Annotated in this window: 24 protein-coding genes; 9 read left to right on the forward strand and 15 right to left on the reverse strand. The window is 68.5% G+C overall.

From position 1 onward, the window contains the following. Window positions 1-520: 520 nt before the first annotated feature. The 5 genes from BKA14_RS18365 to BKA14_RS18385 all read right to left on the reverse strand — a co-directional run bounded on the left by BKA14_RS18365 (window position 521) and on the right by BKA14_RS18385 (window position 5,616). On the reverse strand, window positions 521-919 hold the full coding sequence (locus BKA14_RS18365) for a hypothetical protein (protein ID WP_184952154.1): 399 nt from the start codon (window positions 917-919) through the stop codon (window positions 521-523). 76 nt (window positions 920-995) lie between these two features. Continuing rightward, on the reverse strand, window positions 996-2,069 hold the full coding sequence (locus tag BKA14_RS18370; protein WP_184952155.1) for an AI-2E family transporter: 1,074 nt from the start codon (window positions 2,067-2,069) through the stop codon (window positions 996-998). 3 nt (window positions 2,070-2,072) lie between these two features. Continuing rightward, the gene (locus BKA14_RS18375) at window positions 2,073-4,739 is read right to left on the reverse strand and encodes a sigma-70 family RNA polymerase sigma factor (RefSeq protein WP_184952156.1); all 2,667 of its coding nucleotides are present in this window, start codon (window positions 4,737-4,739) and stop codon (window positions 2,073-2,075) included. Window positions 4,740-4,909: 170 nt separating this feature from the next. Further along, a complete protein-coding gene (locus BKA14_RS18380) occupies window positions 4,910-5,200 on the reverse strand; it encodes a hypothetical protein (protein WP_184952157.1) in 291 nt (96 codons plus the stop codon). Next, a complete protein-coding gene (locus BKA14_RS18385) occupies window positions 5,197-5,616 on the reverse strand; it encodes a DUF1622 domain-containing protein (protein WP_184952158.1) in 420 nt (139 codons plus the stop codon). The genes BKA14_RS18380 and BKA14_RS18385 overlap by 4 nt, the downstream gene beginning before the upstream one ends. A 359-nt stretch (window positions 5,617-5,975) precedes the next feature. Between BKA14_RS18385 and BKA14_RS18390 the strand changes: the two genes are divergently transcribed. Then, on the forward strand, window positions 5,976-6,233 hold the full coding sequence (locus tag BKA14_RS18390) for a hypothetical protein (protein WP_184952159.1): 258 nt from the start codon (window positions 5,976-5,978) through the stop codon (window positions 6,231-6,233). A gap of 15 nt (window positions 6,234-6,248) precedes the next feature. Beyond that, window positions 6,249-7,748 carry a phosphatase PAP2 family protein gene (locus BKA14_RS18395; RefSeq protein ID WP_184952160.1) on the forward strand — a complete coding sequence of 500 codons (1,500 nt, stop codon included), beginning with the start codon at window positions 6,249-6,251 and terminating at the stop codon, window positions 7,746-7,748. Window positions 7,749-7,935: 187 nt separating this feature from the next. Here the strand turns inward: BKA14_RS18395 and BKA14_RS18400 are convergent, their stop codons facing one another. The 5 genes from BKA14_RS18400 to BKA14_RS18420 form a co-directional block, all read right to left on the reverse strand. Then, a complete protein-coding gene (locus tag BKA14_RS18400; protein ID WP_184952161.1) occupies window positions 7,936-8,880 on the reverse strand; it encodes a YihY/virulence factor BrkB family protein in 945 nt (314 codons plus the stop codon). A 136-nt stretch (window positions 8,881-9,016) separates the two neighbouring features. After that, window positions 9,017-9,457, reverse strand: a complete 441-nt coding sequence (locus tag BKA14_RS18405) for a PRC-barrel domain-containing protein (protein ID WP_184952162.1) — start codon at window positions 9,455-9,457, stop codon at window positions 9,017-9,019. 190 nt (window positions 9,458-9,647) lie between these two features. Further along, a complete protein-coding gene (locus BKA14_RS18410) occupies window positions 9,648-10,097 on the reverse strand; it encodes a PAS domain-containing protein (protein WP_184952163.1) in 450 nt (149 codons plus the stop codon). A gap of 18 nt (window positions 10,098-10,115) precedes the next feature. Then, window positions 10,116-11,255: an ANTAR domain-containing protein gene (locus BKA14_RS18415; RefSeq protein WP_184952164.1), complete on the reverse strand. Its 1,140-nt coding sequence runs from the start codon at window positions 11,253-11,255 to the stop codon at window positions 10,116-10,118. Window positions 11,256-11,478: 223 nt separating this feature from the next. Then, window positions 11,479-11,913 (reverse strand): STAS domain-containing protein, encoded by a 435-nt coding sequence (locus BKA14_RS18420; protein WP_184952165.1) that lies wholly within the window; start codon window positions 11,911-11,913, stop codon window positions 11,479-11,481. Window positions 11,914-12,381: 468 nt separating this feature from the next. Here BKA14_RS18420 and BKA14_RS18425 point away from each other — a divergent pair, with 468 nt between their 5' ends. Next, window positions 12,382-13,047: a copper chaperone PCu(A)C gene (locus tag BKA14_RS18425; RefSeq protein ID WP_184952166.1), complete on the forward strand. Its 666-nt coding sequence runs from the start codon at window positions 12,382-12,384 to the stop codon at window positions 13,045-13,047. A gap of 691 nt (window positions 13,048-13,738) precedes the next feature. Further along, complete coding sequence (locus tag BKA14_RS18430) at window positions 13,739-14,086, forward strand: STAS domain-containing protein (protein ID WP_184952167.1); 348 nt, start codon at window positions 13,739-13,741, stop codon at window positions 14,084-14,086. A 211-nt stretch (window positions 14,087-14,297) separates the two neighbouring features. On the opposite strand, the gene BKA14_RS18435 is transcribed toward BKA14_RS18430, so the two are convergent. After that, window positions 14,298-16,007 carry an endo-1,4-beta-xylanase gene (locus BKA14_RS18435; protein WP_239093100.1) on the reverse strand — a complete coding sequence of 570 codons (1,710 nt, stop codon included), beginning with the start codon at window positions 16,005-16,007 and terminating at the stop codon, window positions 14,298-14,300. Window positions 16,008-16,289: 282 nt separating this feature from the next. Between BKA14_RS18435 and BKA14_RS18440 the strand changes: the two genes are divergently transcribed. Further along, window positions 16,290-16,553 (forward strand): hypothetical protein, encoded by a 264-nt coding sequence (locus tag BKA14_RS18440; protein WP_184952169.1) that lies wholly within the window; start codon window positions 16,290-16,292, stop codon window positions 16,551-16,553. Window positions 16,554-16,789: 236 nt separating this feature from the next. Here the strand turns inward: BKA14_RS18440 and BKA14_RS18445 are convergent, their stop codons facing one another. Next, window positions 16,790-17,587 carry a PASTA domain-containing protein gene (locus BKA14_RS18445; RefSeq protein WP_184952170.1) on the reverse strand — a complete coding sequence of 266 codons (798 nt, stop codon included), beginning with the start codon at window positions 17,585-17,587 and terminating at the stop codon, window positions 16,790-16,792. Between the two features lie 95 nt (window positions 17,588-17,682). On the opposite strand from BKA14_RS18445, the gene BKA14_RS18450 reads away from it, so the two are divergent. Then, a complete protein-coding gene (locus BKA14_RS18450) occupies window positions 17,683-19,263 on the forward strand; it encodes a hypothetical protein (protein WP_184952171.1) in 1,581 nt (526 codons plus the stop codon). Between the two features lie 17 nt (window positions 19,264-19,280). Here BKA14_RS18450 and BKA14_RS18455 read toward each other — a convergent pair whose 3' ends face one another. Next, on the reverse strand, window positions 19,281-20,120 hold the full coding sequence (locus BKA14_RS18455; protein ID WP_184952172.1) for a hypothetical protein: 840 nt from the start codon (window positions 20,118-20,120) through the stop codon (window positions 19,281-19,283). 377 nt (window positions 20,121-20,497) lie between these two features. On the opposite strand from BKA14_RS18455, the gene BKA14_RS18460 reads away from it, so the two are divergent. Continuing rightward, complete coding sequence (locus BKA14_RS18460) at window positions 20,498-20,980, forward strand: hypothetical protein (RefSeq protein ID WP_184952173.1); 483 nt, start codon at window positions 20,498-20,500, stop codon at window positions 20,978-20,980. 620 nt (window positions 20,981-21,600) lie between these two features. Here the strand turns inward: BKA14_RS18460 and BKA14_RS18465 are convergent. Then, the gene (locus BKA14_RS18465; RefSeq protein WP_184952174.1) at window positions 21,601-22,512 is read right to left on the reverse strand and encodes a hypothetical protein; all 912 of its coding nucleotides are present in this window, start codon (window positions 22,510-22,512) and stop codon (window positions 21,601-21,603) included. An 855-nt stretch (window positions 22,513-23,367) separates the two neighbouring features. Then, entirely contained in the window at window positions 23,368-23,727 is a 360-nt protein-coding gene (locus BKA14_RS45100; RefSeq protein WP_308441595.1) for a hypothetical protein, read from the reverse strand. Window positions 23,728-23,758: 31 nt separating this feature from the next. Between BKA14_RS45100 and BKA14_RS45105 the strand changes: the two genes are divergently transcribed. Together BKA14_RS45105 and BKA14_RS18475 are read left to right on the forward strand one after the other, a co-directional pair. After that, complete coding sequence (locus BKA14_RS45105) at window positions 23,759-24,172, forward strand: hypothetical protein (protein WP_308441594.1); 414 nt, start codon at window positions 23,759-23,761, stop codon at window positions 24,170-24,172. 9 nt (window positions 24,173-24,181) lie between these two features. Next, window positions 24,182-25,102, forward strand: a complete 921-nt coding sequence (locus tag BKA14_RS18475; protein ID WP_184952175.1) for a LysR family transcriptional regulator — start codon at window positions 24,182-24,184, stop codon at window positions 25,100-25,102. Window positions 25,103-25,166: the final 64 nt, after the last annotated feature.

Below are 25,166 nucleotides of genomic sequence, written 5' to 3' on the forward strand. Positions count from 1 at the left end.
TCGAAGGTCCCTTCGTGGCAGTCCCAAAGGCTCTTGTCGCTGCTCGCGGGCGCGCAGTCAGCCGGTACTGGTCACGTCGAGGAGGACGGGGCAGGTGTGGGGCTGCTCATCGAGTCGTTTCCTTCTCGTCGGTTCAGCGGGTCAGGCACCAGCCGGTGGCTGCGAGCAATGCCACGACGGCGTCAACCGCCACGTCGTCGACGGTGGTGACGACTGCGTCGACGGCGGCATGGTGATCAGCCAGATTGCGGCCAGAAAGGCCAGCAGGGCAGGAATCAGCGCGAGGAAAGAGCTATGACCGCCACGAACCTCCACCGGCCCGGGACCTCTGTCGTGACGATTTCCACCTCCCCTATTCGCCAGGGGCTGGGCACACTCCGGTTTCTCATCCAGCATTGGCCGGGACCTCCTGCGTGTGGTCGGTACTGACGATTGAGGCAGCCCCAGCGCAAGAAAAACCCGAATCGATACGGCGTGGCGTACCCGGGTTGTCGCCATCGGGACGTCGGCGTTTCCTGCGCTACTCGGCGCGCATGGCTTGCGCCGTAACGAGGAACTCCTCCCCTGCGAACATTTTGTAGGCGGCGTCGGTGGATAGGCCGTACTGCTCGGCGTAGGCCCCGTAGACGAACTTCTGCACGTTGCCGGACAGGTGGATGCGGTCGCCGGCGGCCACATCTCTGCTGGGTTCGCAGAGCACCAGCAGCGACTCGTCACCGAAGTCGCGGGTGTCGAGGACGAACGACTGCTCGGTGATCACGCGGGTCACGATGCCGGTGATCGTGACGGTCCGGCCGATGAAATAGGTGTCACCGAAAAAGTTGCTGTTGGCCGGTGCGGTCGTGCTGCCCTGCGTGGGCGAGTCTTGGCCGCATCCGCTCACGATCAGCAAGCACAGTGTTGCGATCAGCGCCATCATTGTGCTGCGTGCTCGATGGCCCGCCATAGTGACACTCCTTTGCTGATAAGGGTCGATGACGCGGTTACTGGCAGGGTCAGCCGGTCGCCGGTTCCTGGGGTGCGGGCTCAGCGCGTTCGTTACGTGTGTGGCGGTGCGCGACGGTGATGCCCTGATAGGCGACGGCGGTCAGGGGCACGGCAACGAAGGCGCCGGCGACGCCTGCGGCCAAGGTGCCGGCGGTGACCGCGATGAGGATGACGACCGGGTGCAGATGGATCTGATGCCTCATGATCAGCGGCTGCAGCAGATTGCCCTCGACTTGTTGCACGACGATGACCGCGGCCAGTGTGAGCAACGCTATGCCTGGTCCGCGGGCCGCGAGGGCGACCAGGACGGCGAAGGCGCCGGTCACGGTAGCGCCCAGGATCGGCACGAAGGCGCCGAAGAAGGTGATCAAGGCGAGCGGGATGGGCAGCGGCACACCGAGCAGCACCAGGGCCAGACCGATACCGGTGGCGTCGATGAGAGCGATGACCGCGGTGCCGCGGGCGTAGCTGCTCAGCGTCGTCCAGGCGGCTGCGCCGGCCTCGGCGACGGTGTCCCGGCGGCTACCGGTGTGGGTGACGGTCCATCGCCACATGCCCGGACCGTCCTTGAGGACAAAGAACAGCAGGACGAGCACGAGCAGCAGTGCGGCGAGGACCTCGAGGGTGAGCCGTGCGCTTGCGACGGGGCTGGGCAGCAGCTGCCGCAGGCGGATGAGCGCCTCGTTGGTGACGGTGTCGACCTGCCGTTCGCTCAGCAGCGCCCCGGGTCCGATGATCAGGTCCCGGAGTCGTTGCAGGCCTCGGGTCAGCTGGGCGGTGAGGTCGTCGAGCTGGGCGGCGCCGCGTTGCCAGGCCAGCAGTACGGGCACCGTCAGAGCCGCAATGGGCACAAACACGGTGATGAGGGCGGCCAGGGCGCCCGGCAGGTGCAGGCGGCGCTGCCAGCGGTACAGCGGATGCAGCAGGGCTGCGAGGAACGCGGTGGCGGCCAGCGCGAGCGCCAGGGGTGCCAGCCGCACAGCGAGCCGGCCGGCCAAGTACAGGCCGGTCAGAACGATGATGAAGCTGCCGGCCCACACAACTGCGGTGCGGACCGGTCGAGGTAGCACGGGGTGTGACACGGTCTATCGTTCCGCCGCGCCGACGGTGACCTTGACGCTCTGCTGCTTGCCGCCGCGCAACAGGCCTATGTCGACGGTGTCGCCGGGTTCGACGCCACGCAGCGCGCCGAGGAACGCCTCGACGCTGGTGACCTGTTCGCCGGCGAACGTGGTGATGACATCGCCGGCGCGGAGGCCGGCCTTGGCGGCGGGATCACCCGTGACCACGTCGCGGACCAGGACGCCGCGGTCGGTTCCGGTTCCGAGGGCCTGGGCGATCTGCGGGGTCAGGCGGCCGACCGCGACCCCGAGGTAGGGGTGGGTGACCTTCCCGTCGTCGAGCAGGTCGTCGGCGACGTCGAGGGCCGTCGCGGCCGGGATGGCGAATCCGATTGAGACCGCGCCTGTTGCCGGGGGCAGGTAGGCGTCGTTGATGCCGACCACGCGGCCGGACGTGTCGACCAGGGCGCCGCCGGAGTTTCCGGGTGAGATAGCCGCGTCGGTCTGCAGAAGGTCGACCAGAGGCCGGCCCTGACTCGCGGAGCCGGGAATTTCCCGGCCGACGCCGGAGACGATCCCGGCGGTCACGCTGTTACGAAATCCGAGTGGGCTGCCCATGGCCAGGACCGTCTCCCCCGGCAGGGGCAGCTCGGTACGCAACGGCACCGGCGGCAGGTCGGTGCGGGCAGCCCGCAGGACTGCGAGGTCAGTGACCGCGTCGGTGCCCTCGACGGTGGCGTCGACGCGTGATCCGTCGGCCAGGGCGAGGGTGACGGTGCGGGCGTCGCCGACGACGTGCTGGTTGGTCAGGACCAGTCCACCGTCGCGGAACACGACTCCGGAGCCGAGACCCTCGCCGACGAGCACCGTGACCACTGATGGTTCCACGGCGGCGACGATCTGCGGCAGGCCGGCGGCCGCCACGGCGGGCGGAGCAGCCGAGCTGGACGGCGGCGAAGCGGCCGGATTGTCATCAGTGCATCCCGCCAGCGGCAGGATGAGTACGAGGGATCCGAGGGCCAGGTTGGTGCGGATGCGAGCCATGGCGTGGGGCCTACCCGAGCGTGGTGGGCGCTGACGCAGGAGAACCGGTCGTGATGGTGGGCATCGGGCGACGAAGCCCTGGCCCGGCGTCGCTGGTGACGACCGTCCGATGCCGTGCCGAGAGTTCAGGTGTGTCGACGGTTGCACATCAGCGGCCGCGGCCGGGCGTGGCTCTGCGGTGTCGTGGGCGTGGCGACGACGTACGTGGGGGCCGGCCGTTGCGATGCAGGCCGGCCGATGCGCTGCTCGCCTGGCTACGGGTTGGTCCGGATCATGTCGAGTGCGGCCGGTCGGCGTGTCGGCGTTTGGTTGGGCTGCTCGGGCGTGCGGTGCGGCCGTCGTCTCCGGCCGGGGGTGGCAGGGGATGATGTGGGTGACGGCCAGCCGGTGTAACAGCTGGTGCACTCGCGGGCCGAGGTTGACGACAACGAATCTGACTCCGGTGTGCCCGGCCGCCCGGTACGCGTCCAGCAGCGTGCGGGCGAGAGCACGTGGCGCCTGCCGCAGGTGTCGCAGGTCGACCACGATGGTTCGTGGCCGGCGGGTGAAGGCCAGGTCGACCAGAGTGTCGCGCAGCGTGGCGGCGCTCGTATCGTCCGGCACTGCCGACGGTGCCACGATGACGCATCGACCGGCGACCTCACTGATCCGGCATGTCGACGAGGACGCTTCGGCCGCCGGCGGGCGGTGGTCGTGGCTCATGTGGGTGCGTAGCGCGGCCAGGCCGGCCGATAAGAGCCTGGACACGGTCATCTGGGAGATGCCGAGATCCGCTGCGATCTGCAGTTGGGTGCGACCGGCGTAGAAGTAGCGAGTGATGACCTCGCGGGTTCGCGGCGGGAGCCGGGTGATGTGAGCGCGTACCGCCATCCGGTCGCAGACGGCCTCGAGCGCGGTGTCCATGTCGCCGATGATGTCGTGGCGCTCGGTGTCGCCGTCCGGGCCGCAGGAACGATTGAGCGAGTCGGCGCGGTACGCCGCGGCACCGGCCTCGGCGGCGCGAACCTGATCGGGAGTCAGGTCCAGGACCGCGGCGATATCGGCAAGCGATGGTGCGCGTTGCAGCCGTTGCGTCAGATCGGCGCGGGTGCGGGTCACTTCCAGCGAGGTCTCCTTCAGGGTGCGTGGCACGTGCACGCTCCACACCCGGTCCCGGAAATGGCGTTTGAGCTCGCCGAAGATTGTGGGGGTGGCGTAGCCGGTGAAGGGGATGCCCCTGGCGGGGTTGTAGCCGTCGACGGCCTTCACCAAACCGAGCGCAGCGACCTGCAGCAGGTCCTCAAGGGCCTCGCCCCGATCGCGGTAGCTGCGGGCGTAGTGGTAGGCGAGATCGAGGTTGATGCGCACCGCTTCATCGCGCAGCGCACGGCGCTGTTCATGGGAGCATTGCGGGTCACGCATGCGGCGAATGAGGCTGACGGTCTCGGCGTCGCGCCGCTCGGCTGCGGCGTGGGCGCCGGGACGCGACGGGCGCGACACTGGGCGGGCACGGTGGACAGCAGTCAGCATGGTGACTCCCGAAAGAAGCTGAGGACGCGGCCTGACAAGGCGTACGTCTCGTACGGCGAATGGAGGTGGCGCGGCGCACGAACAGACGCTCACGCGAGGCGGCGCTGAGCACGACCGACGAAGGCCGTCAATCAGCAACCGACGCTCCGCCGTCGACGAGCCGATTACGGCTCACGGTGCCGTGACTTGACACCCGCGGTAGGGAGCTTCGCCCGTAGTTCTCACCCAACCGGGTGTCGGTAAACCGTCAACATCGGTCTGTCACCGAACTGAGACATCATCGCCATTTCGACGCGTGGTAGACGCTCTCACACAGTCCGTCGAACAGGCTTGCCGCGAGACTGATCGTCACGGGAGAGTGCGGGACGGCGGCGCAGCGCCGAACCGACGAGTTGCCGCACGACGATGATGGCCGCAGCGGCGAGCAGTTGCTCAGCGGAGGCAGGCAACCCCAGTCGGATCAGCCCGGCCGCGACCCACAGATCCAGCGCGATCTGCAAGCCGATCCGCACGTCGTGCGACACCGCGACCGCGACGGCACCGCTGATAAGACCAGCCACGACGCAGGCCAGCGATACGTACTGCAGCACGATGGTCATCGCGACGGTTCCGCCGAAACAGCGGCGCCGGGATCGGCCGGGTCGGGCGCGCCTCCCTGCCGGCGGGCCAACTCGGCGCGCTCCTCCTTGATCTCACGGCTGAGGAAGAAGTTCAAGGCGGTACGGATGGCCGCCACCGCTGCCAGTTCGGCGATCTCCCGCAGGGTCGGAGCAATAGCCGTGCGCAGGATGTCCGACGCGAGCTGGAACTCCAGGCCGAGCGCCAGGAAGCGACCGAGACCCAGCCTGACCGGCACGAAACTCTCGGTCCGTCGATGCCGTACACCGTTGATGACGAAACGAACGAAAGCCACCATCGCGCCCACAAAGATGATCAGCGCTCCCGCGGCCTCCACCACCCGTACCAGCAGGTCCACGGCGGCCGACAGCCATTGCTCGCCCAAGAGGTCGTCCATGTGATCGCAGCTACCCGATCGGCGTCGGACTACGCGTTGTCGCCGCAGCCTGTGGCGCAGGGCCGGATCACTGCAATTCCTCGACCGGCAGCGGTCGCCGCACGTCACCTTGCATCTGTCCGCGGCTAGTCACGCGAGGGATCAACCACAGGAAGCGGCACCCGAGCGACGACGATCTCAGCCGCGCCAGCTCACCCAATGATGTCGGACTGACAGTCATGATCGCCGCCGGATATGCGACGTCGGCCTGTCTGGACCTCGGTGCACGCGGTTACTCGATCGACGGATGTTGAGTCCTGCACAGTCCGGGTAGGGGCCGCGCCACGACGCAATGTCGACACCGCGCAAAGGAGACGGCTGTGCACAGCGACCGCAACAACCAGCCACCCATCGCCGAGGCCTTCGCCGGGATGACGGTCGCCGACCTGATCCGCGGGGGCGAACCCGACGTGCCTGACCAGTTCGCCGCCCGCCTTCTGCGGACCGGCTACCTCAAGATCGACTGCTCTGGTCTGTTCACCGGCGACGTCTACGCGCCCGCCGACGAGATCACCGCGGTGTACCAGAACACGGTGCGGCTCGGCAGGGGCCGCGCGTCCCTGATGCGCGAGAGCTGACCGCAGGTGGTGGCCGTGGCGGCCACCATCTGTCCCGCCATCGAGGAGAGGCACGTGGCCGAGCAGCGACGATACGGGACGCCCTCAGAAGTGCAGCACCCGGAGAGAAAGACGGTGGCGCTGGTGGGCGGCGCCCTGGGGCTGCTGCTGTTACTGGCGGTGGTCCGTATGGCGTGGACGCCGCTGCACCGGGCCGACCAGCGCGTCACCGACTCCCTCAACGCGATGGTGGCCGGCAACGACGTGGCGGTGAAGGTTCTGCGCGGGCTGACCGACTTCGGCGGCCACACCCTGCTGCTTCGGGTGCTGCTGCTGGTCCCTCTTTATCTGCTCATTCGACGGCAGTACCACCTGGCGGCTTATGCGGTGGTGACGGTGCTGGGCGCATTGATACCGGGTCCTTCATGGGAGTTTCTCGTCGGGTCGCTGGGCCCCGCGCTGGACGCACCAGTGGCTGTTGCCTCCGGTACGAGTTTTCCCAGCGGTCACGCCTTGGGCTCACTGGTCGCCTACGGTGTGTTGCTGCTGGTCTTCCTGCCCGCCATGGGCCGCAGGAAGACGCTGGCGATGGCAGCCACGGCGCTGGTGGTGGCCGTCGTCGGCGTCACCCGCGTAGCGCTGGGTGTCCACTCTCTCAGTGCCGTCGTGGCCGGCTGGCTGCTGGGGATCGCATGGCTGGCCATCACCGCCGCCGCGTTCCGGCGCCGGCGCGGCGATCGGCTGCCGGCGTGGCAGCCGATCAGCAGCGGCCTGGCACCTGAAGCCGGTGATGCGCTGCGCGCCGCCCCGCACGAGCCGGAAGTGCTGGCACATCCCTGGCGCACCGCCGGGGAGCTGACCGTGGCCTGGATGCTCGTGTTCGGGATGCTGTTCGGCGCCGGGTCGCTGCTCACCGGTCCGCTCGCCGGCTCGCGACTGGTCACGACCGATGAGGCGATCGTGAAGTGGATCGCCGGATCCCGTGATCCGGCACTGGGCCCACTCGCGGCGCTGGGCAGCAAAGTGGGCAACACCCACTGGATCATGGCGGCAGTGCTGACGGCCATGGTGCTCATTGTTGCGCTGCCCCGCCGCTGGCGTCCCGTGGTGTTCTTGGCCGTAGTCATGCTCGGCGAGGTGACCCTGTTCCTGGCCGCGTCCACCGTCGTGGGACGAGACCGTCCCGACGTCCCTCACCTCGGTCCGGAAATTCCACCGACGGCCAGTTTCCCGTCCGGGCACGTAGCGGCACCACTGTGCCTGTACGGCGCGCTGGCGTTGCTGGTCTGGCACTGGTCACGCGGGTGGCTGCGCTGGGTCGCCGTCGGGGCCGGTGTCCTGGTCCCCGCCTACGTCGGTTTTTCCCGGCTGTACTGGGGCGTGCATCATCCGCTGGATCTGGGTGGCAGTCTGCTGCTGGCCATCTGTTGGGTCACTGCCTGTTGGTGGGCCATCCGTCCAGCGGCTTCACCGGGTTCGGGTGGGCAGGACGATGCCGCTCGACGGGCCACAACGGCCCTGCCGTCGAGCAGTTGAGCTCCGCTCACCGAATGGGGCTCTCGTCGCCGTACCGTCTCCCCCGAAACGTCGTCCAGGCCGGAGCAAACAACTGTTGGTGGGCGAAGGTCATACGACCAGTCAGAGCTGGTACGGGGCGGGTGAGGGCCTCGGAACCCGGCGAACGCCCGACGGGCGCCGATGTCCGTAGCCCGGCACGGCAAGGTCAGGCCCATCCGTTCGAGCAGTCGGGTTCGCACGGCCGGCAGTCGCCGCTCCGACACGCCTCCAGCTGGGCGGTGCAGGCGAAGCTGAACAACAGGGCGACGCCGCTGGCGTTTCCCCACAGCAGCACCGCGATCACTGCGGCCAGCGGACCGTAGATCTGCGTGAAAGCAAGTCCGCTGTTGACGTACCAGGCGAGCGCCGCGGTTACTCCAAGCCACAATGCGGTGGCCAGCACCACCCCGGGCAGCAGCCAGACCGTCGACGGCTGGTGTCGCCGCGATGCGTGGCGAAACAGCAGCGCGACCGCAGCGACAGTCAGCAGCAATGCCACCGGCAGGTGCAGTGCCGTCCAGATCCGCTCGGTCCACACACCCCACCCGTACACGCGTTGCAATGCGTCGCCGACCGCCTGACCCGCAACGATCATCACGAAGCCGCAGAACGCCGGGATGCCGGCTGTCGCGGTCAGGACCACCGCACGGCCGTACTTGTGCGCTGCGGGCCGGTCTCGGCGGATACCGTACAGCCTGTTCGCACCCCGCTCGATCTGCGCCATGGCCGCGACCACGGCTAATCCGGCTCCGGTCAGCCCGGTCGCGAGCGCGAACTCGCCGGTGTCGCCGTTCTCCTCCCCCAAAAGCAGCCGGCGCACCAGCGCGTCACTGCGTCCGGGTGTGAGAGCAAGTGCGGTATAGGCGACCACCCGGCCCGCGCCGCGCGCACCCGCCTCCTCGGCCAGGCCGGTCAGCGCGATGAAGAACGGCACTACGGCCAGGCACAGCAGTAATCCCACCGCCCGAGCGTGGCTGAAGCCGTCGCCGTAACGGAACCGCCGGAACGTGTCCGCAGCAAAACGCCTTGCACCGCAGCGGCGCACCACCCGGTACGGCGTCGCTCGCTCGTGCGTGCCGGTGGTTTCCGGCACCCTCCGGCTGCTGCTCACCGCACCCGCTTTCTTCCGGTCTGGCACTCATCTCCTGAGCGCTCACTTTTGATGGACCCATCGGCTCAGCAGGCGGGCATACCCGGTGGGCGGACGCGCCATCGCGCCGCCACCGGTGTACGCCTGCGTCAGGGTGCTACGGCATCGTTCGCGGATGCGGCGGCGGAACACTCGCCGGCGCCATGCCGTACGGCAAAGTCCAGAACGGCGTGTATCCGTAGTAGCCATAAAGGTCTTGGTAGTACGCGTCCTGGTCGACCAGATCCGGGTCGTACGGCGGGGCCTCAGCCACCCGTTGCCGGGACTGGTCGATCACCACCACGTTCTCGGTGATGTCGCGTACGGCTTCGACCGGGATGAACGACGCCGAGGCGCCGAAGCCGAGGATGCCGCCGTGCTCGACACGCAGCAGCCGCACCCGGCGCTCGTCGCTGTCCACGAGCAATTCGTCGATCTTGCCGAGATCCTCACCGTCAAGGTCCTTCACCCGCCGACCACGGATGTCGTCGGCGGGGTCGGCGAAGGTTTGGTCGGTGTCACCGAGACGGGTCAGCGTGGCCGCGCTGCGTTCGCTCATGGCAGGGTGTCCCTTCCGAAGTGGCGGCAGTGCGAGCGTCAGCCGGTGCGGATCCGCCTGCGCCGGCAACGCCTGCGTCGTCGATGGGCGGGCTCTACCCCACAGCGACGTGTCAGCGCTCATCCCGCCATGGAAACTTCGGTTGCACAGGGACAGCCAGTGCTACAAGCGGACCAGTGGCCGGGCTCGCTCATTGCTGGCCGGCCGCATTCAACGGTCGCAGGACGCCGTGGACCGCCACCACTCGGCCGTTCACGTCGCAGACCGCGTCAGCGATCAACCGGACGGCGACACTGCCTCCGTGGCGGCGGAACCGGACGCGGACGTCCACCGGCCGCGCCTCGCGGCTGACCGCCCGCACCGCCTCATGGAATGCGCCGACGTCGTCGGGATGGACATAACGGTGCAGCCCGGTCAGCTTCACGGGTCCTGTGTGCGGGTCGCGACGCAGGATCTCGTAGGTCAGCGGCGACCATTCGGTACGGCCGGTCACCAGGTCCCACTCGGCCCACCCCAGGTCAGCGACGCGCTGCATCCGGTCGATCCGCGCCGCAAGGCGTCGATCGTGGTCGTGGTAACGCCAGCTGAGCAGCAGACCGGAGCCGAAACGCGTCGCCCGCAGGCTCACTGTCACCGGCACGGGCCGGGGCTCCGCGGTTTACACGAGCCGTAACGAGTTCACCTCGAACGGCTCACCGGTGGTGAGCGTATCGCGGTAGCCGGCGAACAGCGCCTTCAGCGGTGCGTGCGGGTACAGCTCGAGCAGCCGGCGACCGGTCAGTTCGGCCGCCGTCCGGCCGGTCGAGTCGACCGCGCCGGGGCTGCACCGTTGCAGGCACCAGTCGAGGATGTCACCGCTGTCGTCGCGCACCGGGCACAGCAACGCGACCGACCCGGGCAGAGCGTGCAGGACCGTGTCGATCCAGTGCGCCGCCGCAACGGCATGCCGGCCGTCGGCTGCGCGCACCAATGCGGACAGCCGCCGGCCGGCGGCGTCGGCCATCGTTTGCAGGTAGCTCCGGGTGGCGGCGTCCACGTCAAGAGCCTGCGGCCACATCACCACAGCGACGCCCAACACGTGATCGGCCAGGCGCATCGGCAGGCAGGCACGCATCTGCCCATCACCGATGAACTCGTAGCCCAGTGCGGCCGCCTCAGCCCGGCTGATCCACCAGGGGCGGCCTTCAGCGGCCGTGCGCAGGAAGGCGACCTTCAATGATCCCGGGACCCGGTGCCAGGCGCTGACGACCGTGGCCGGCAAGCCATGTGCTCCGACCAAGCGGACTGCCCCGTCGGGTTCGACAATCGTCAGCATGACGGCGTGCGCGCCGAGCTGCTGCACCCCGTGTGTCCACATGGTCTCGGCGAGTTCGTTGGCGTCCGCGGCGGCGGCCATGGCCGCACAGCTCAAGTGGTACCGGGCGGCCAGCTCGGGCGGCAACGACACAACTGTCGAGGCGTTGAGCTCGACGGCATCGTCGCGCGGCACGCCGAGGTCGATCTCGGTGTGCGGCGCCGACGGCCGGGTCGCCGGCACCGTGACGGGGGCGGCGATGCCGATCAGCCCCGCGGCGACGTCGATGACCTTCATGTTGGTGTGCTGCGACATGGCAGCCAGGTGTTCGAACGCCTCCTCGGGCGAGCAGGCCAAGCGCCCGGCCAGCAGCCCTTTGGCCTGCTCGATGATGGCTTGCGAGCGCTGCCTGGCGCGCAACCCGTCAAGTTCGGCCCGTAGCCTGCTCACCGTCTCGGCCAGGTGCGCGTCACCGCGATGGCTACTCCCCCGCGACGACGCCATCGATGCACCCCCCAATTTCCCCTGCTGCCATATCACCTCGATCAGCCGCCGGTCACGTTAACTGCCGGAACTGGACAACCGCTGACACGACGAGCCTCGTCTGCCAGCCGGCTCTCAGCCGCAGGCATGGCCGCAGTGGTCGTTGTCCGGGCAGGTCACCGATGCCCCAGCGCGATGAAGTAGGTCAGTGCGACCGCGATGAAAGCCAGGCAGCCGATGAACATCACGCGCATGACACGCCCTGCATGGCCGGTACGGCGGTGACCGGCTGCTGCGGGGCGATCGTCCAGGACCGCTGACCCCGTCCCTCATCAGTGAGCGGCCGGTTGGTCGCAGGATGAGCGTCGCTGAGGGCGGACAGCGTCCCGGTGATGGTGAGGGTCCGGAGAACGATGCCAGTCGGTTGGTCGATAAAGAGCTGCACCCCGTGGGCGCGGGCGTATCGCTGCCCGTCGAGCAGCGCCTGCACGCCGGCGGCGTCGATGAACCAGACCGCTGACAAGTCGATGATCATTCGCGGTGGTGCGCCATGCCGGAGGGCGGTGGCAATGACAGCTTCGACAACGTCGCTGGTGGACATGTCGATCTCACCGGTGATGCGCAGCCGGATACTGCCGGCCTTGGGCGCCTCTTTGACGACGGACATCGGTGCTGTCATCGCAAACCTCCGGAGAGTGGTCCAACGGGCACCTGAAGCGCTGATAGCCGGTGTGGTGGTGTGGTGCTCGTCAGGTAGGGAACGGGAAGGGACATTGGTGCCCGCCAGCTGCCAGGCTTTGTTGACCACCGAGCACGGCTGAACGCCTATGGGGTGCTGTCGAGATGACGCCGGTGCACCGGTTCGTACTCCTCGGTGAGCATGCCGGCGTCGACGCGCAGACCTGGCCGCACCCTGCATATCGGTGACACCAGCCAGGCGGGCCGCCGAGGCACGGCAGAAGACGGCGCTCCGGCGATCATCGCTCCGACGCGCCAGCGCACTGCCACGAGAGGTAACCCTCGCCGGAGAAGCACACGTCTTCATGGCCATCAAAATACCGCTCGATGCGTCCAACAAACATTGCACATAGCAAGATTTTTCGAAGGCGGAAGTTTCCGGCGCACCGCGCCGAGGTAGAGCAAGAACATGCGACCTCTACAACAGCTCGAGCCAGCCGCTGCAAGGAGACCTGATGCCTCCCCTCAGCAGCCGTACGGCCGCAGCCGACAGCTACATCGGCATCCGGGACCGCTGTACCTTCTGGTCATCGCCCTCACCGCGGCCCTTACCGCCTGCGGTGATCCCCAGCAGGTCATCGCCAGCGGCGCGATCGGCGCCGAAGGTCGTAGCGGCGACATTCTGCTCCGCGGCGTACGAGTCGCCGCACCTCCCCAGCCGCAGTATCCGGCCGGCGCCGACGCCGACGTGTGGCTCACCCTGCTCAACGAGGGCAGGCAGCCCGACACTCTTACCGGTGTGTCGTCACCGGCCGCAAGCTCCGTGGTCATCCGCTCCGACGACGACTGCGACGGAACGCCCACCGTCGTCAGTTCACTGACCCTGCCGCCGGCCTCGAGCCGTCCCGGACCCGCCAACAGTGACAACCCGTCAACGACCGCACCGTTCGAGTCCTACAGTCTGCGGCTGGTCGGCCTGACGCGCGAGGTCCTGGCCGGCACGACAATCAGCCTCACGTTCCAGTTCCAGCGCGCACCGGCGGTGACTCTCGACGTGCCGGTTCGGCCGCGGCAGGAACAAGCGAACCCCGGTCATCTCTGCGACTCTGCTTCGACGGCGCCATCCAGCAGCTGAGCCCCAGGATCCGCTGACCGGCCGGCGATGGCTGCCGCGGCCGACATCGCGACGTAGGAGAGCCGGACGTTGGATCTTTAAGCACGGCCACCGTGAGCATGGACGCCTGACATTTCGCACCCGCAGGCAAACCCCGGTCGTCGGCAAGCCTGCGCAGAAGCCGTAGCAGGTCGGGCAACAGGAGCGCTTCTGCGGGCTGAGCCTTGCCCGGTTTGGCGATCACGAGGGCGACCAGAACGGCCACCCAAATCAAAGGAACGCTGCGGCGACGCTGATCAGGACTTGCCACCGCCACGCAAGACATGACCGCCGCATCCCTACCCACTGCTTCGAGCGTGCGCGTCAGCTCCACAGATGACAGCCCTGCGGCCGGGGACGTCTGCGGCGAGCGGTGCTGGAAGCAGTCTTGATCGTTGACGATCCACGTCAGATAACTAGGCCGAAGGACAAGCTTCAACGGGAGTGATGACGGTTCCTGCTCGCCCGGCCACCGCACTCGCACCTGGGCGCGCCAACACTGGCACCTGGAGCGGCTACAGCGCGACTCAGGACAGACGTACGCCGATCGCGGAGCTTTCGGTATCCGTGACATAGCCGTTACCAGTTGAACAATTTCGGCATCGGTCGACTGCGAGACGCCCAGCCTCTAGCCTGACAACGCGGGAAACACCGGGTTACGAAAGGCCACGCGATGTCCGACACCACGGTCGACGTCGACACCAGCGCTGACGGCACACTCGTCATCCACCCACGCGGCCACTTCGACGCCGGCGACGCCGTCCACCTACGGCGGACCATCGTTCACGCGATCCGGCGCGAACGACCACTGCGCATGGTGCTCGACCTGCGTGATGTGGACGGGCTCGACCCCATCAATCTGGGCACCCTAGCTGCCGCCTGCCAACTCGGCGACGACCATCACGTCGCCGTGTTCCTCGACAATCCGTCCGAGTCCACCGCCACCCAACTGATGGCGGCCGGCGTCCCTCCTCACCGCCTTCGTCACATCAACTCAACCGCTCGCACGATCGGCTCGTAACCCAAGGTCATGCTTCATCTGGTCGAGCTCCGTACAGGGCGCCGATGACCACGCGGAGTTCGGCGGCCTGTTGGAGCGCGAGCAGCGGTCCTGCTTGGGCGTGACTTCTGACCCCGGCGCCGTGCGCGAGTTTCACTGGATGTGAGCCGAGCGCTCGCTCTGGTCGTCCGGCCGGGCCGGGCTCGGTCCCGGCCGGCCGCACGGGTCCGACTCAGCCGCGCAGGACCCGGGTCAGGGCGGTGAACGCGGCCTTGGGCGCCAGATTGCGGTCGAAGATCAGGTCGTCACCGACCTGAGGTGGGTAGGTGCCGGACTCGGTGGTGGACCCGTACCGGTCGGTGACCCCCCAGGTGGTGTACGAGGTGCAGTTCGGGGCGGCCAGGCAAGCGGTCAACGCGGTGGCGTACTGCTCGGCCTGCCCGGCCGCCGGATCGCCGTACACATCGATCTCGGACACTCGCGCCGACAGTCCAAGCCGGGCCAGGTCCGCGAAGTGATCCTGCAGGACGGCCGCGGTGACCCGGTCGCCGGCCTCATGGATGTGCGCCTCGAACCCGACCCCGTCGATCGGCACCCCCCGCTCCCGGAGCCGCCCGAGCAGGCCGAGCAGCGCGTCCCAGCGCTCACCGTCGGCTTCCAGGCCGAAATCGTTGAGGTATAGCTTGGCGCCGGGGTCGGCGGTCCGGGCCGCCGCGAACGCCTTGTCGATGTACGTCTCGCCCATCGCCCGCTGCCACAGGTGCCGGCGCAGTCCCGTTCCCCCGTCCTCATAGTCCTCGCTGTCGGTGGACAGCGGTTCGTTGACGACGTCCCATTCGGCGACCCGGCCGCGGTAGTGACCGGCCACGGCGCTGATGTGATCAAGCATGATCTGCTCGCGCCGGCCGGCCGGAGCGTCCTGCATCCAGCGCGGGTTGGCCTCCCCGAAGACCAACGTGTGGCCGTGCACCGCCATGCCGTTGGCCGCCGCGAAGTCGGCCAGCAGGTCACCCCCGGTGAAGTCGTAGCGATCCGGCTGCGGGTGGACGAACTGCGGCTTCATCGCGTTCTCCGTGGTCAGCATGGAGAACTGGGCGGCGATGAGGCGGCGGTATCCGTCATCGGCCAGCAGCGGCTCGGCGGCCACGGCGACGCCGACGGGCAGCTTGCGGCGGGCCTCGGCGAGCACTCGCAGCGACCCGGGCCCGGGCGCCGGCTGGCCGAGCGTCGGGGCGTCGACAACAGTGGCGCTGCCCCCGTCCAGCCCGGCGGCCCGCAACGAGGTCAACGTCCAGCCGGCCGGACCGCTGGGTGAGGTCGACGGCGCGGCGTCGGCGCCGAAGAACACCCGTCCGGAGCTGAACACCCCGGGGTCGGTGACGGACAGGCTTGTGTCCCCGAGCCGGACGGTGAGCTGCCCACCGGCCCGGGTGACGGTCACCGTGCCCGCGGCCGATGCAGCCGTCGTGGCCCGGCGGCGGATCGCCGGCTCGTTGCCCCGCCCGTCCCAGACCGCCAGGCTCAGCTCCCCGTCGGTGACGGTGACGGCCAGCCCGGGCGGATTGTGCCGCCACTCGTCGTACACCACCGGCACATCGCCATGCAGGGCGAGCACGGCCGACTGACCGGCCGGCCGATCTATCCCGGCGGTGATCTCCACCGGGCCGCTCACCGCGAGCCGCGGCCCGCGCAGATTGACCGGCGGGTTCGGCTGACCGCCAGAGCCGTCCTGCCGCACAATCCGCCCTCCCAGGCCGACGATCCTCACCCCGCCCGGGCCGGCCGTGGCCCCCGCGAGATGGGTCCAGTCGTGACCGGTCAGAACATCCACGGCCCTGTCGTCATCAGGCGACGCGCCGTCGCCGGCACTGACCGCCACCCACCCGCCGACCACCGCCACCACGACTACGACCGCGACCGCCAGCCAGGCCCGGGGATGCATTCGCACGCTTTTTCTCACCATGCAGAGTGTGCAGTCACGTTGCACGGGCGCAGACGCAGCCCTCGACATGCGGCCTATGGTCAGTGAACGAGATCCAGACCCCACTGCTCGATGTTGCGGCGCGCAGGACAGAGCCCTTGACTCGCGTCCGACACATTCACACAACGCCCAACATGACGACACCGATCACCACCGCGCCGCAGCCGCCCGAGCGAAAATCAGCTCCTGCCAGACCAAGCTCGATAGATACCGAGCAGCGCTCGAGGCCGGTAGGACCCCGCCTTGGTACAGCAGTGGATCGCTCAGACCCAGGCCGAGAAGGCCATCGCCGAGGCCGAACTAAGCCAGGCCACAGCCCGTCGCATCATGACCGCCGACGAGATCAATACCCTGGTCGAAGCAATGGCCAGCATCGTGACGATTCTCCGCCGCGCTGACCCCACCAGCAAAGCCGAGGTCTGCCGGCAACTCGGAATCAAGCTCACAAAAAAACCAGGCCTCCACCTGATACAGGCAGAGGCCACAGCGCCCGGATCAGGCAACTAAAAAACCCTGAAGCGCCCTACGAATCACCACTCCTCCGAAAGTCATGGAAGTGGATCATGTACTAAAGCGTGTCCGGAGCCCGACTTGAACCCCTACTACATATTGCAGTTAAGCGAAGACCTCTTGCTGCCATGAACCGCGGCTATGGCTCAGACTCGAACCTGCGAACCTTGAGTTCAGATCAAGGGGTCTGGCGCCTTTCATCTCCTGCCTTGAACCATCAACTATGGCCGGTTTCACGGGGAGCCGGGCGCCGTCCGGACCGTGACGACGATGAGCTGCCCCGTCCGCAGCTTGGTGCCGGCGCGAGGGATGGTGGCGCGAACGAGATCGTCGATGCCGGGGCGGGCCTCCTTCAGACCGGCGCGGGCATTCCGCTCGGCGGCCGGCTCGTCGTCGTCGACGCCGTACTCGCTGTCTTCCGACGCCCAATCCGGGGCGTACCCGGGCGCGTACCGGAAAAGCACCAGCTCCTCGACGCCGGCCAGCACGCCGGGCGGTCCGGTCTCGTCGTACGGCGTCTCCGTGAGCTGGTCGGCCGCGGTCCCGGCGCGGATGGCCGGCATCGTGGGATGCGCCTTGAACCAGGCCGCCTCGGTCTTCCGCAGCACCGACAGGACGACGGGAGTCGCCGGGTCGTACGGCTGCCCGGCCGCCGGCGTCGTGGCGACAACGGCCCAGTTGCTGTCCATCATCGGCTGACGGTCCAGGGACGACAAGTCGTCGACGCTGGTCTCCATGTCCGCTGTGCGCAGGGCCTCCTCGGCGACATCGAGCCCCTCTCCGACGACGTCGGCCACCGTAGGCCCGGTGACCGTGGTCGTCTCCGGGGCAGCGCCGGCGCCCGCCGGACTGAAGACTGCCACGGCCGCCGCCACCACGACGGCCACGAACACCGCGAACACGCCGTCGGCGGCGCGCCGCAGCAGCGGCCGGGCGCTCCGGGCCGAGCGAGGTCTTTCCCCGGTTCCGACCGCGCCCGGCCCCACACAGGCGGGGCCTACTTCGGGCGGCCGCGAATCGACGCCCCACACCGGCCGGGCACCCCGGCCGACCCGGTGCAGGAATAATGACGTAGGCCGATAGCTGAGGCGTGGGCGGCGGCCACGGGGGGGCGGAGGGGCAGCTGATGGTCGACGAGACATCGGACATGGAGAACCTGCAGCCGGAACCAGACGAACCGAGACCGGGGAAGCCGGCAGCGGAGACCGACAGTCAGGAGCCGGCGGAGCGGCCGCGGACGGTCACCAATGCCGGCCTGATTCTGCTGACGCTTCCCGTCGTCGGGGTGATCGGCATGGTCGCCGCGGGAATCGCCGTCGCCGAGGCCCAGGACACGGCCGGCACGCTGGTGGCGCGGCTGACGGCCGATGGCGTCGAGGAGGGGCAGCGGCTCGTCGACGACATGCTGTCGGCCATGTGGTTGCAGCTCGGCGTGACCGCGGTGGTGGGGCTCGGCCAGGCGATCGTGCTCGGCGTTCTGGCGTTCCACGTGGTGCGGGGCTCCCGCCGGGCCCGTACGACGGTTTTCGCGCTGGCCGCGCTCAGTGCCGTGGCCGTGGTCTGGCTGATCGCGCTGACCGTCGCGCAGCAGCGGCTCCGAGCCCGGCTGGACGCGCTGTCCGACCTGCTCGGGTTCCGGACCGTCTACGAGACCGACGTGATCCCGGGCTGGTTTCCGCCGGTCAACTACGGCCTGTTCACGGTTTCGGCGCTCATGGTCGCCGCCGCGGTATGGCTCCTCACCCGCCCGGAGGCGAACGCCTACTTCGGTCCCCGGCCGGCGGCGCCGTCACCCGCGCGGGCCCGGCTGCGCCTCGTCCTCGGGGCGCTCGCCGCGGTGATCGTGATCTCGGTGCCGGCGACCGTCCTGTCGGCCGTCGAGCGGGTTCCGGACGTGCCGGATCTGCCGAAGTTTCCGAACCTAGGTGCGCTGCCCGAGCCCGGCGCCTCGCCCTTGACGGACCCGTCCCGCAAGGTCGTCTTCATGGTCGAGATCTTCGGCCTGGTCGGAAACGGCAACGTCGGCTACACCACCAGCGACCGCGGCTACGAGAACGAGCCGATGCCGGCCGGCCTGCCGGCGTTCGTGCGCGCCGGCGAGTTCACCCACGGTGAGGGCTCGGTTCTGACTCTCAACGCGACGGCGTGGGGACCGGCTGACTCTCCTCTGAGCGGGATTCCACCGCACCTGCGCTGCTCGATCCACATCAACGGGGTGCTGTCCGCCGTGGACAGCAATCTGGGCATCTGCAATGTCACGTTCCCGTTGGACGAGTTCACCGGTGTCGCGGTGAAGCCGAGTCCGGTGCCGTCACCGACGCCGTCGCAGACGAAGGCGGCCGCGCAGATCCCGGACTGCCAGTATCTGAGCCCCCAGCAGGTCGGCGATGTCGTCGCCCGGGCGGGCGGTCTGCCACGTCGGGTTCCCACGGTCGGGGAGGGGTTCCTCGGCTGCGAGTATGCGTTCAAGGGCGACCGGTACGTCGAGATCGAGTGGACCGAGGGCAGACGGATGTTGCCGGGCACCGAGGACCGCGTCTTCAAGCTGGACGGCCGGCGCGCGATCTGGGACTCCGAGGAGACGTACCTGAGCCTGGAACTCCCCACCGGCATGCTGTTCATCCGCGCCGATCTGGAGATCTCGGAACGCAAGGCCCGGCAGATCGTGATGGAGCTGATGAAGCTGGTCCGTCCCCAGGTGTCCTGAACGGCTCGGCCGTCTCGTCAGCGGGATCGTCGGCGTGGCCGCTTGCCGAAGACGAGCACGGCCACCGCCACACCGACCCCGACCACGATCAACGCCCCGACGGCGCCGACGAGCGGGACCACGACCTGGCGGAACCTCCCCGGGCCGGAGGCGCGGGCCTGCGTTCCCGGCGGTGGTCCGGGCTCGGCTCGGCCGCCGAGCCACACCAAGTTCTGGCCCTGCTCGGCGGTCATCTGCTGGTCTGCCTGGCTGACGACCCGGGGCAGGTCGGGCCGTCGGCCGGCGAACTGGTCCGCTGCCATCGGCGTACGCGCAATGGTGGTGAAATCGACGCCGCCGTAGATGTAGGTGGCCACCTCGACCACGTTGCCGCGTTTCGTGCGTATCTCGGCCTTGAACTCTCCGTCGGTGTACGACTTCACGAAGCGCCGCCAGACCTGCTTGGGATCCCACGGCCGGCGGGACGGCCACGCGTCGGCGTTGCCCTGGTCGATCAGGGTGGAATAGGCGGTGGTCGTGGTGCGGTTGCGGTCGCGGAAGAACTGGGCGGCGACCCGGCTCATGTAGACGCGGCGCAGGTCGGCGTACTCCGGGGCGGTATTCACCGCCTTGGTGACCAGCGGCAGGATCGTGGTCCGGAACAGCGCCTCGTTGTGCTCGGACTCCGGCCCGGTCTGGGCCCGGCAGTCGCCGGCGCCGGAGCCGCCCGGGGTGGTGGAGCCGACGACTTCGGTCTCCATCTTGACGTCCAGTGGCGCGTCGATGATGTAGAGCTCGTCGTCGTCCTGGTGGACCAGGGCCGGTGCCTGGGACGATCCACTGCCGCATCGACAGGCACTTGTCGCCGGCCAGGTCATTCCAGAACCGTTTGCCGGTCGCTGATTTCGGGTGGATCAGCTTGGCGACGGTCTTTTTCATCTGCAGGTCGGCCTCGAGCAGCACCCGGCCGGCGTCGGTTCGGCCGAGCCGCGCGTCAATGATCCGGTCCGGTTGATCGGGATGCAGGTTGACGGTGAACGCGCTGGTGGGCAGCGCCATCCAGACGAAGAACGCGTCGGAGGCGAGCAGCGCGTTGCGGCGGCCTCCGTAGGCGGGGCTGTCCTCCGGGGCGGGTCGGGCGCTGAACGCGAAGCCGGGGCCGGCCCGCTTCGCGTAGGTGTCGGAGACGTAGCGCAGTTCGAGACTGGCGAAGTCGACCCCGCCGACCCGGGCTGCGGCGACGTCCACATCGCCGGTGGCCTCGGCGACGTCATCGACGACCTGCTGTTCGAAGGCGGCGTCCTCGGCGGTGTCGGCCGAGCCGGCGACGACGTCGGCCAACGGTCCGGCGACGGTCTGCGGTGCCGCGCCGGGCGCCACCATCGGGGTCCCGGCGGGCGGCGCCATCGGGGTGCCGGCGGGCGGCATGGTGATGGTGATGCCGCGCCGGGCGAGGGCCTTGATGTGGTCGGGGTCCGGCGGCGCCGACACGATGCGTACGGCGGCCGGCTTGATACGCAGGACGATCGCCGGCACCGGAGGCAGGCCGGCTGCGATGCGGGCCTTGTTGACGTCGGTCTCTCTGTTGGCCTTCTCGATGTCCTCGCGCATGGTCTTCGTCGGCATGCGGCGGCTCAACACCACGATCTGTCTGCCGTACTTGTTCACCGCCAGGACGTACGCCTTCAGCTGGTTCTTCGCCCTCTTCGACAGTTTGAGCGCGTCTTTGCTCTCATAGGCCCGGGTCAGGATCACGATTTTGGGCCAGGCGTCCGGCTTCAACGGGATGCCGGGGTCGATCCGCCGGTCGAACTGCCAGTCGGGTGACCCGGCGATGCCGAGGTCGGTCCAGTTCCAGTCCTCGAAGGCACGACCGCGGCGGTTGCTGTCGTACCCGCTGATGTGCGCCTTGACGAAGGACTCCCATTTGGCCTTACGGGCTTCGGCCGACTCGACGGCGTACTTCTCGGCGTGCCTCTCCTTCCACTCGGCAATCATGCACAGATAGCTGCCGTAGGCATATTTCTTGGGCGGCAGAATGTTCAGCAGTTCCGCCGGGGTCGGCGGGTCGAGTGTGGCCCAGACGCGCAGATGCTCGATGCCTTGATAGTCGAATTCCGGCAGGTTCTCCGTCGGGATGCTGGGGTCGTTCGGGTCATAGCCCGGAAGGGGATCGAACCAGCCGGCAGGCGGCTCCATCGGGTCGGCGAGAACCGGCATTGTCCCGGCGCCGACAGACAGCACCGTGCACAGCACGACGAGGAACGTGGCTATCCGGTGCGCGAGCGACTGGCGGATCACGTTGTCCCCCCGGCTGCGGATCCGTGGCCTCCGACGCCGCCACTCTATCCACACGTGTCACTGGATGTAGAGGTCGTACTGCTGGACCAGCAGATCGGGGTCCCGCCAGTCCACTCCCAGCTGGATCGCCAGATAGGGCTGTCCGAAGGCGCCGTCGTCGAGTCGGCGGCGCAGGTAGGGCCAGCCCGCGAACGGCGTCGTCTCCGGGTCGCCGTGCCGGTACTTCCAGTGCCCGCCCGCGCTCCGGCGCATGGTCTCCCCGCCGTACCAGGCGGCGACCTCACGAAACGGCAGGTTCGCCGGGTCCCGGAAGGCGTCCGGCCCAGGCAGCACGCGCAGCACCAGCGCACCGAGGGCCACCAGGGACTCCCGCGAGAAGTCCCAGCCGGCGGCCGTACCGAAACGATCCGCCCAGGCGGGGAACGCGCGTTCCTGTGCGGCGAGCCAGTCCGCCAGGTACGCACTCTCGGACGCCTCGACCGTCGGCGGGTCGACACCGATGGTGGGCTGCTTGACCGGTTCCCATGACGGCTCGGCGAGCCGCTTCTCCCCTACGACCACATTCCATTCGGTGTACGACCGGGTCAGCGCCGGCCCACCGCCCCGCGCAGCCGTGAGCGCCAGTTCGAGCGGCGCCACCGCCGGCAGCTTCAAGGCCGGGTCGGCGTGGATCGGCGGCACCCGCCAGGTCGCCGGTTCGGTCTCCTGGTCCCAGCGCCCGCCGGCGAGTCGCATCAGCAGCTCCCCGGTGTACGCGGCGGCGCCCTCGACGATCCACTCTGCCTCCTCGTCGGCGTCGATGCTCTCCTGATCGCCGTACCGGCCGTGAAGGTACCGCTCGAGGACACCCAGGGACTCCGCCGAGAAGTCCAGAGACTGCCCCTCATCCCGGGTGAGGACGTCGTCGAGGTGGTCGAGCCGATCCGACAGCCGGATCAGCCACGCGAATTGCTGGTCAGCGGAGTCCATGCCCAGAACGGTAACGAAACGCTGTGGCCGTCGGAGCCGGGATCCCGCCGCATCCCCTGATGAGGACGGGCGGTTCGGCTCAGTCCCTGCCGCCAAGCTGATTTGCCCGGGCCGGGCAGTACGTCGAGTCCTGGTCGCCGTAGTGGGCGAGGTCGTCGGTGATGCCCGACTCCGTGGGCGGTCCTTCCAGCCGGCGCGAGCTACATCCAAGAGGATGAGGACCGTAGTACCTCAGTTCGTAAGTCCATTGGGGGTTGACGGTTCGGGGTGTGGATAAAGCTGGTCGATGATCCGGCTGATGAGGACGTCGCAGACTAGGTCGAGGGCCTTTTCAGTGGTGCCGCTGACCCAGTATTGGTCCTCATAGCCGTTGTTGCTGGCCCGGTAGGTGGCCAGGTTCCAGCGGTGGGCAGAGCCGCTGTAACAGCACATCTCTGCGATGCGGCAAATTCGCGGTTTAGTGAATCAGCCTCACCCGCCAGCTCGTGAGGTGTCCACGACGTACGTCGGCGGTGGACGGCAATAGTCGTGGCGTGTGTGACCGACGACCATGACGGATTGACGGCTCATGCCGTGGTAGTCGTCGGCTATCTGTGGCGCCACCCGCCACCCGCCGGGCGCACTTTTGGACAAGAGCAGCTGCGTCAGTTAGGGCGGTGCCGGACGGTGTTTGCGCCGTTACACCATACCGGCCGCGCACTCTTGTAGCCACAGGCTCCTTCATTCCCGGCATGGTATTCACCGCGTCGTTGTCGTACCCCAGAATTCCGGTGCGCAAGTGCGAGCGATGTCGACGGGGAACTCCGGGTGGCAGAGGCCGCCCGGAGCCCGTCGCTACGTCGCCTTGCGCTGTGGTCAGGCCGCGAGGATGGCGGCGAACCGTTGCTGGGCCAGGTCGAACTGACGCTGGACGTGCGCCTTCACATCCGGGTTCAAGGGCGTGTCCGGCCAGTCGACGAGTTCCCGCAGGGTTGGCAGGGCGGCGTCGTACTTGCGCGCCGAGCGGGCCACCAGGGCGACGGTGGCGTGGATGATGCCGACCCCGTTATCGGTGAAGTCGGAGACCTTGATGACCCGCGCCCACGGCTCGCCGTCAAGGGCGGTCGCGAGGTGGGTGACGTAGTGCTCGATCCGGTCGACGCCGTCGGGTCGCTGCGGTGTGGTCACCGCGGCGACCAGCCGCGCCACCCGCGGCGTGTACCGTGCAGCGACCACCGCCAGGGTCTGCTCGACCCGGGGGCGGGCCGTGCCGGGTGATGCCGGTGATGGCCTGGGACTGGTCTTCCACGGCGTCATGGAGCAGACCGGCAGCCAGCACGTCCGGGTCGGTGATCCCGTAGTGGCACAGCATCCGCAGGGTCACCCGCAGCACGTGGTTCACGTAGGGCTCCCGCGTGCGACGCTGCTGGGCGTGCAGCACACCAGCCGAGCCGGCCGCATCCGCGATCGTGGCGCGAGCCGCCAGCGGCAACTGATCGAGTTCCACGGCGAGACGGCGCCAGAGACCCGCCGTACCGCAGACCTCCGTGACGGCGTGCAACGGCATCACTCGAAGCTGCGCCGCTGTTACCAGAATCTGGTTCCTGTCGTGTGTGGTCATACCTCCATGATCGCTGCTGCGGATCTTCACAGGAACTATGAACTGGCTTCTCGGCTATAGGGTTGTTCTATGACCGGGATCCGGGTGTCATCCGATGCGCTGTACGCGTTCGTGGTGTTCGCCGATCACCTCAATCTGACCCGGGCCGCCGAGGCACTCGCCATCAGCCAGCCCTCGCTGCACTCGAAAATCGCCACGCTTGCGCGGGAACTCGGGATGCCGCTGTACCAGCGCACCGGCAACCGGCTGAGGTTGACCCCCGGCGGGGAACGGGTCGCGCAGTTCGCCCGCGACCACCAGAACCGGCTTGATCTGTTCCTCAAAGACTTGCATGGCGTTCCCGCCGACCAGCCCCTGGTGACCGCCGCCGGTCACACCGCCTACCTGTATCTGCTCGGGCCGACTATCCGGCGCATGCTGGCCGAGCGGCCTGGCAGCATCCGCCCGCTGCACACCAACCGGACGCAGATGCAGGCCGCGGTTCGCACCGGCCGTGCCCAGCTCGGTGTGTTCAGCCTGCACGTGCTGCCTACCGACTTGGTCGCCACACCGATCGCCGCCTACTCGCAGATGCTGCTCATGCCCAAGAACCACCGCCTGGCGAGACGCAGAACGCTGAGGCTGCGAGACTTGGCCGGTAGTGACCTGATCGTCCCGCCACCGGCCCGCCCGCACCGGATCAACCTCGAACGTGCCCTCATCGACGCTGACGTGCCGTGGACCATCGCGGTGGAGGCCGAGGGTCTCCCGATGACCCTGGACTTCGCTGCTCTTGGAGTCGGGCTCGCTGTCGTTGCCGGCTGCGTCACCCCGGCACCGGGGCTGGTCACCCGTCCTGTGACCGACCTGCCCCGGGTCATTTTCCACGCCATCCACCGTCCCGGCGCCCTCGAGGACCCTCGCGTGGCCGGTCTGCTGACGGCTATCCGGGATGGCATCCCGGTCACGGCGAGACCCAAAGCAGGCGGCACAACCCGGAGAGAAACGTAAACGAACGGCACTCGATTCATTGCTTCGCCGCTGCGGGCATCCGCTGGCCGCGCCGCTCCCCTAG

The sequence above is a fragment of the Paractinoplanes abujensis genome, from assembly GCF_014204895.1.
Classification (GTDB): domain Bacteria; phylum Actinomycetota; class Actinomycetes; order Mycobacteriales; family Micromonosporaceae; genus Actinoplanes; species Actinoplanes abujensis.

Coding starts and splice junctions, on each gene's coding strand:
- BKA14_RS18365 (WP_184952154.1), bottom strand. CDS start 919: ATGATGGCGCTGATCGCAACACTGTGCTTGCTGATCGTGAGCGGATGC.
- BKA14_RS18380 (WP_184952157.1), bottom strand. CDS start 5,200: ATGACCATCGTGCTGCAGTACGTATCGCTGGCCTGCGTCGTGGCTGGT.
- BKA14_RS18385 (WP_184952158.1), bottom strand. CDS start 5,616: ATGGACGACCTCTTGGGCGAGCAATGGCTGTCGGCCGCCGTGGACCTG.
- BKA14_RS18405 (WP_184952162.1), bottom strand. CDS start 9,457: ATGAGCGAACGCAGCGCGGCCACGCTGACCCGTCTCGGTGACACCGAC.
- BKA14_RS18415 (WP_184952164.1), bottom strand. CDS start 11,255: ATGGCGTCGTCGCGGGGGAGTAGCCATCGCGGTGACGCGCACCTGGCC.
- BKA14_RS18420 (WP_184952165.1), bottom strand. CDS start 11,913: ATGACAGCACCGATGTCCGTCGTCAAAGAGGCGCCCAAGGCCGGCAGT.
- BKA14_RS18425 (WP_184952166.1), top strand. CDS start 12,382: ATGCGACCTCTACAACAGCTCGAGCCAGCCGCTGCAAGGAGACCTGAT.
- BKA14_RS18430 (WP_184952167.1), top strand. CDS start 13,739: ATGTCCGACACCACGGTCGACGTCGACACCAGCGCTGACGGCACACTC.
- BKA14_RS18435 (WP_239093100.1), bottom strand. CDS start 16,007: ATGCATCCCCGGGCCTGGCTGGCGGTCGCGGTCGTAGTCGTGGTGGCG.
- BKA14_RS18450 (WP_184952171.1), top strand. CDS start 17,683: ATGGTCGACGAGACATCGGACATGGAGAACCTGCAGCCGGAACCAGAC.
- BKA14_RS18455 (WP_184952172.1), bottom strand. CDS start 20,120: ATGACCTGGCCGGCGACAAGTGCCTGTCGATGCGGCAGTGGATCGTCC.
- BKA14_RS18465 (WP_184952174.1), bottom strand. CDS start 22,512: ATGGACTCCGCTGACCAGCAATTCGCGTGGCTGATCCGGCTGTCGGAT.
- BKA14_RS18475 (WP_184952175.1), top strand. CDS start 24,182: ATGACCGGGATCCGGGTGTCATCCGATGCGCTGTACGCGTTCGTGGTG.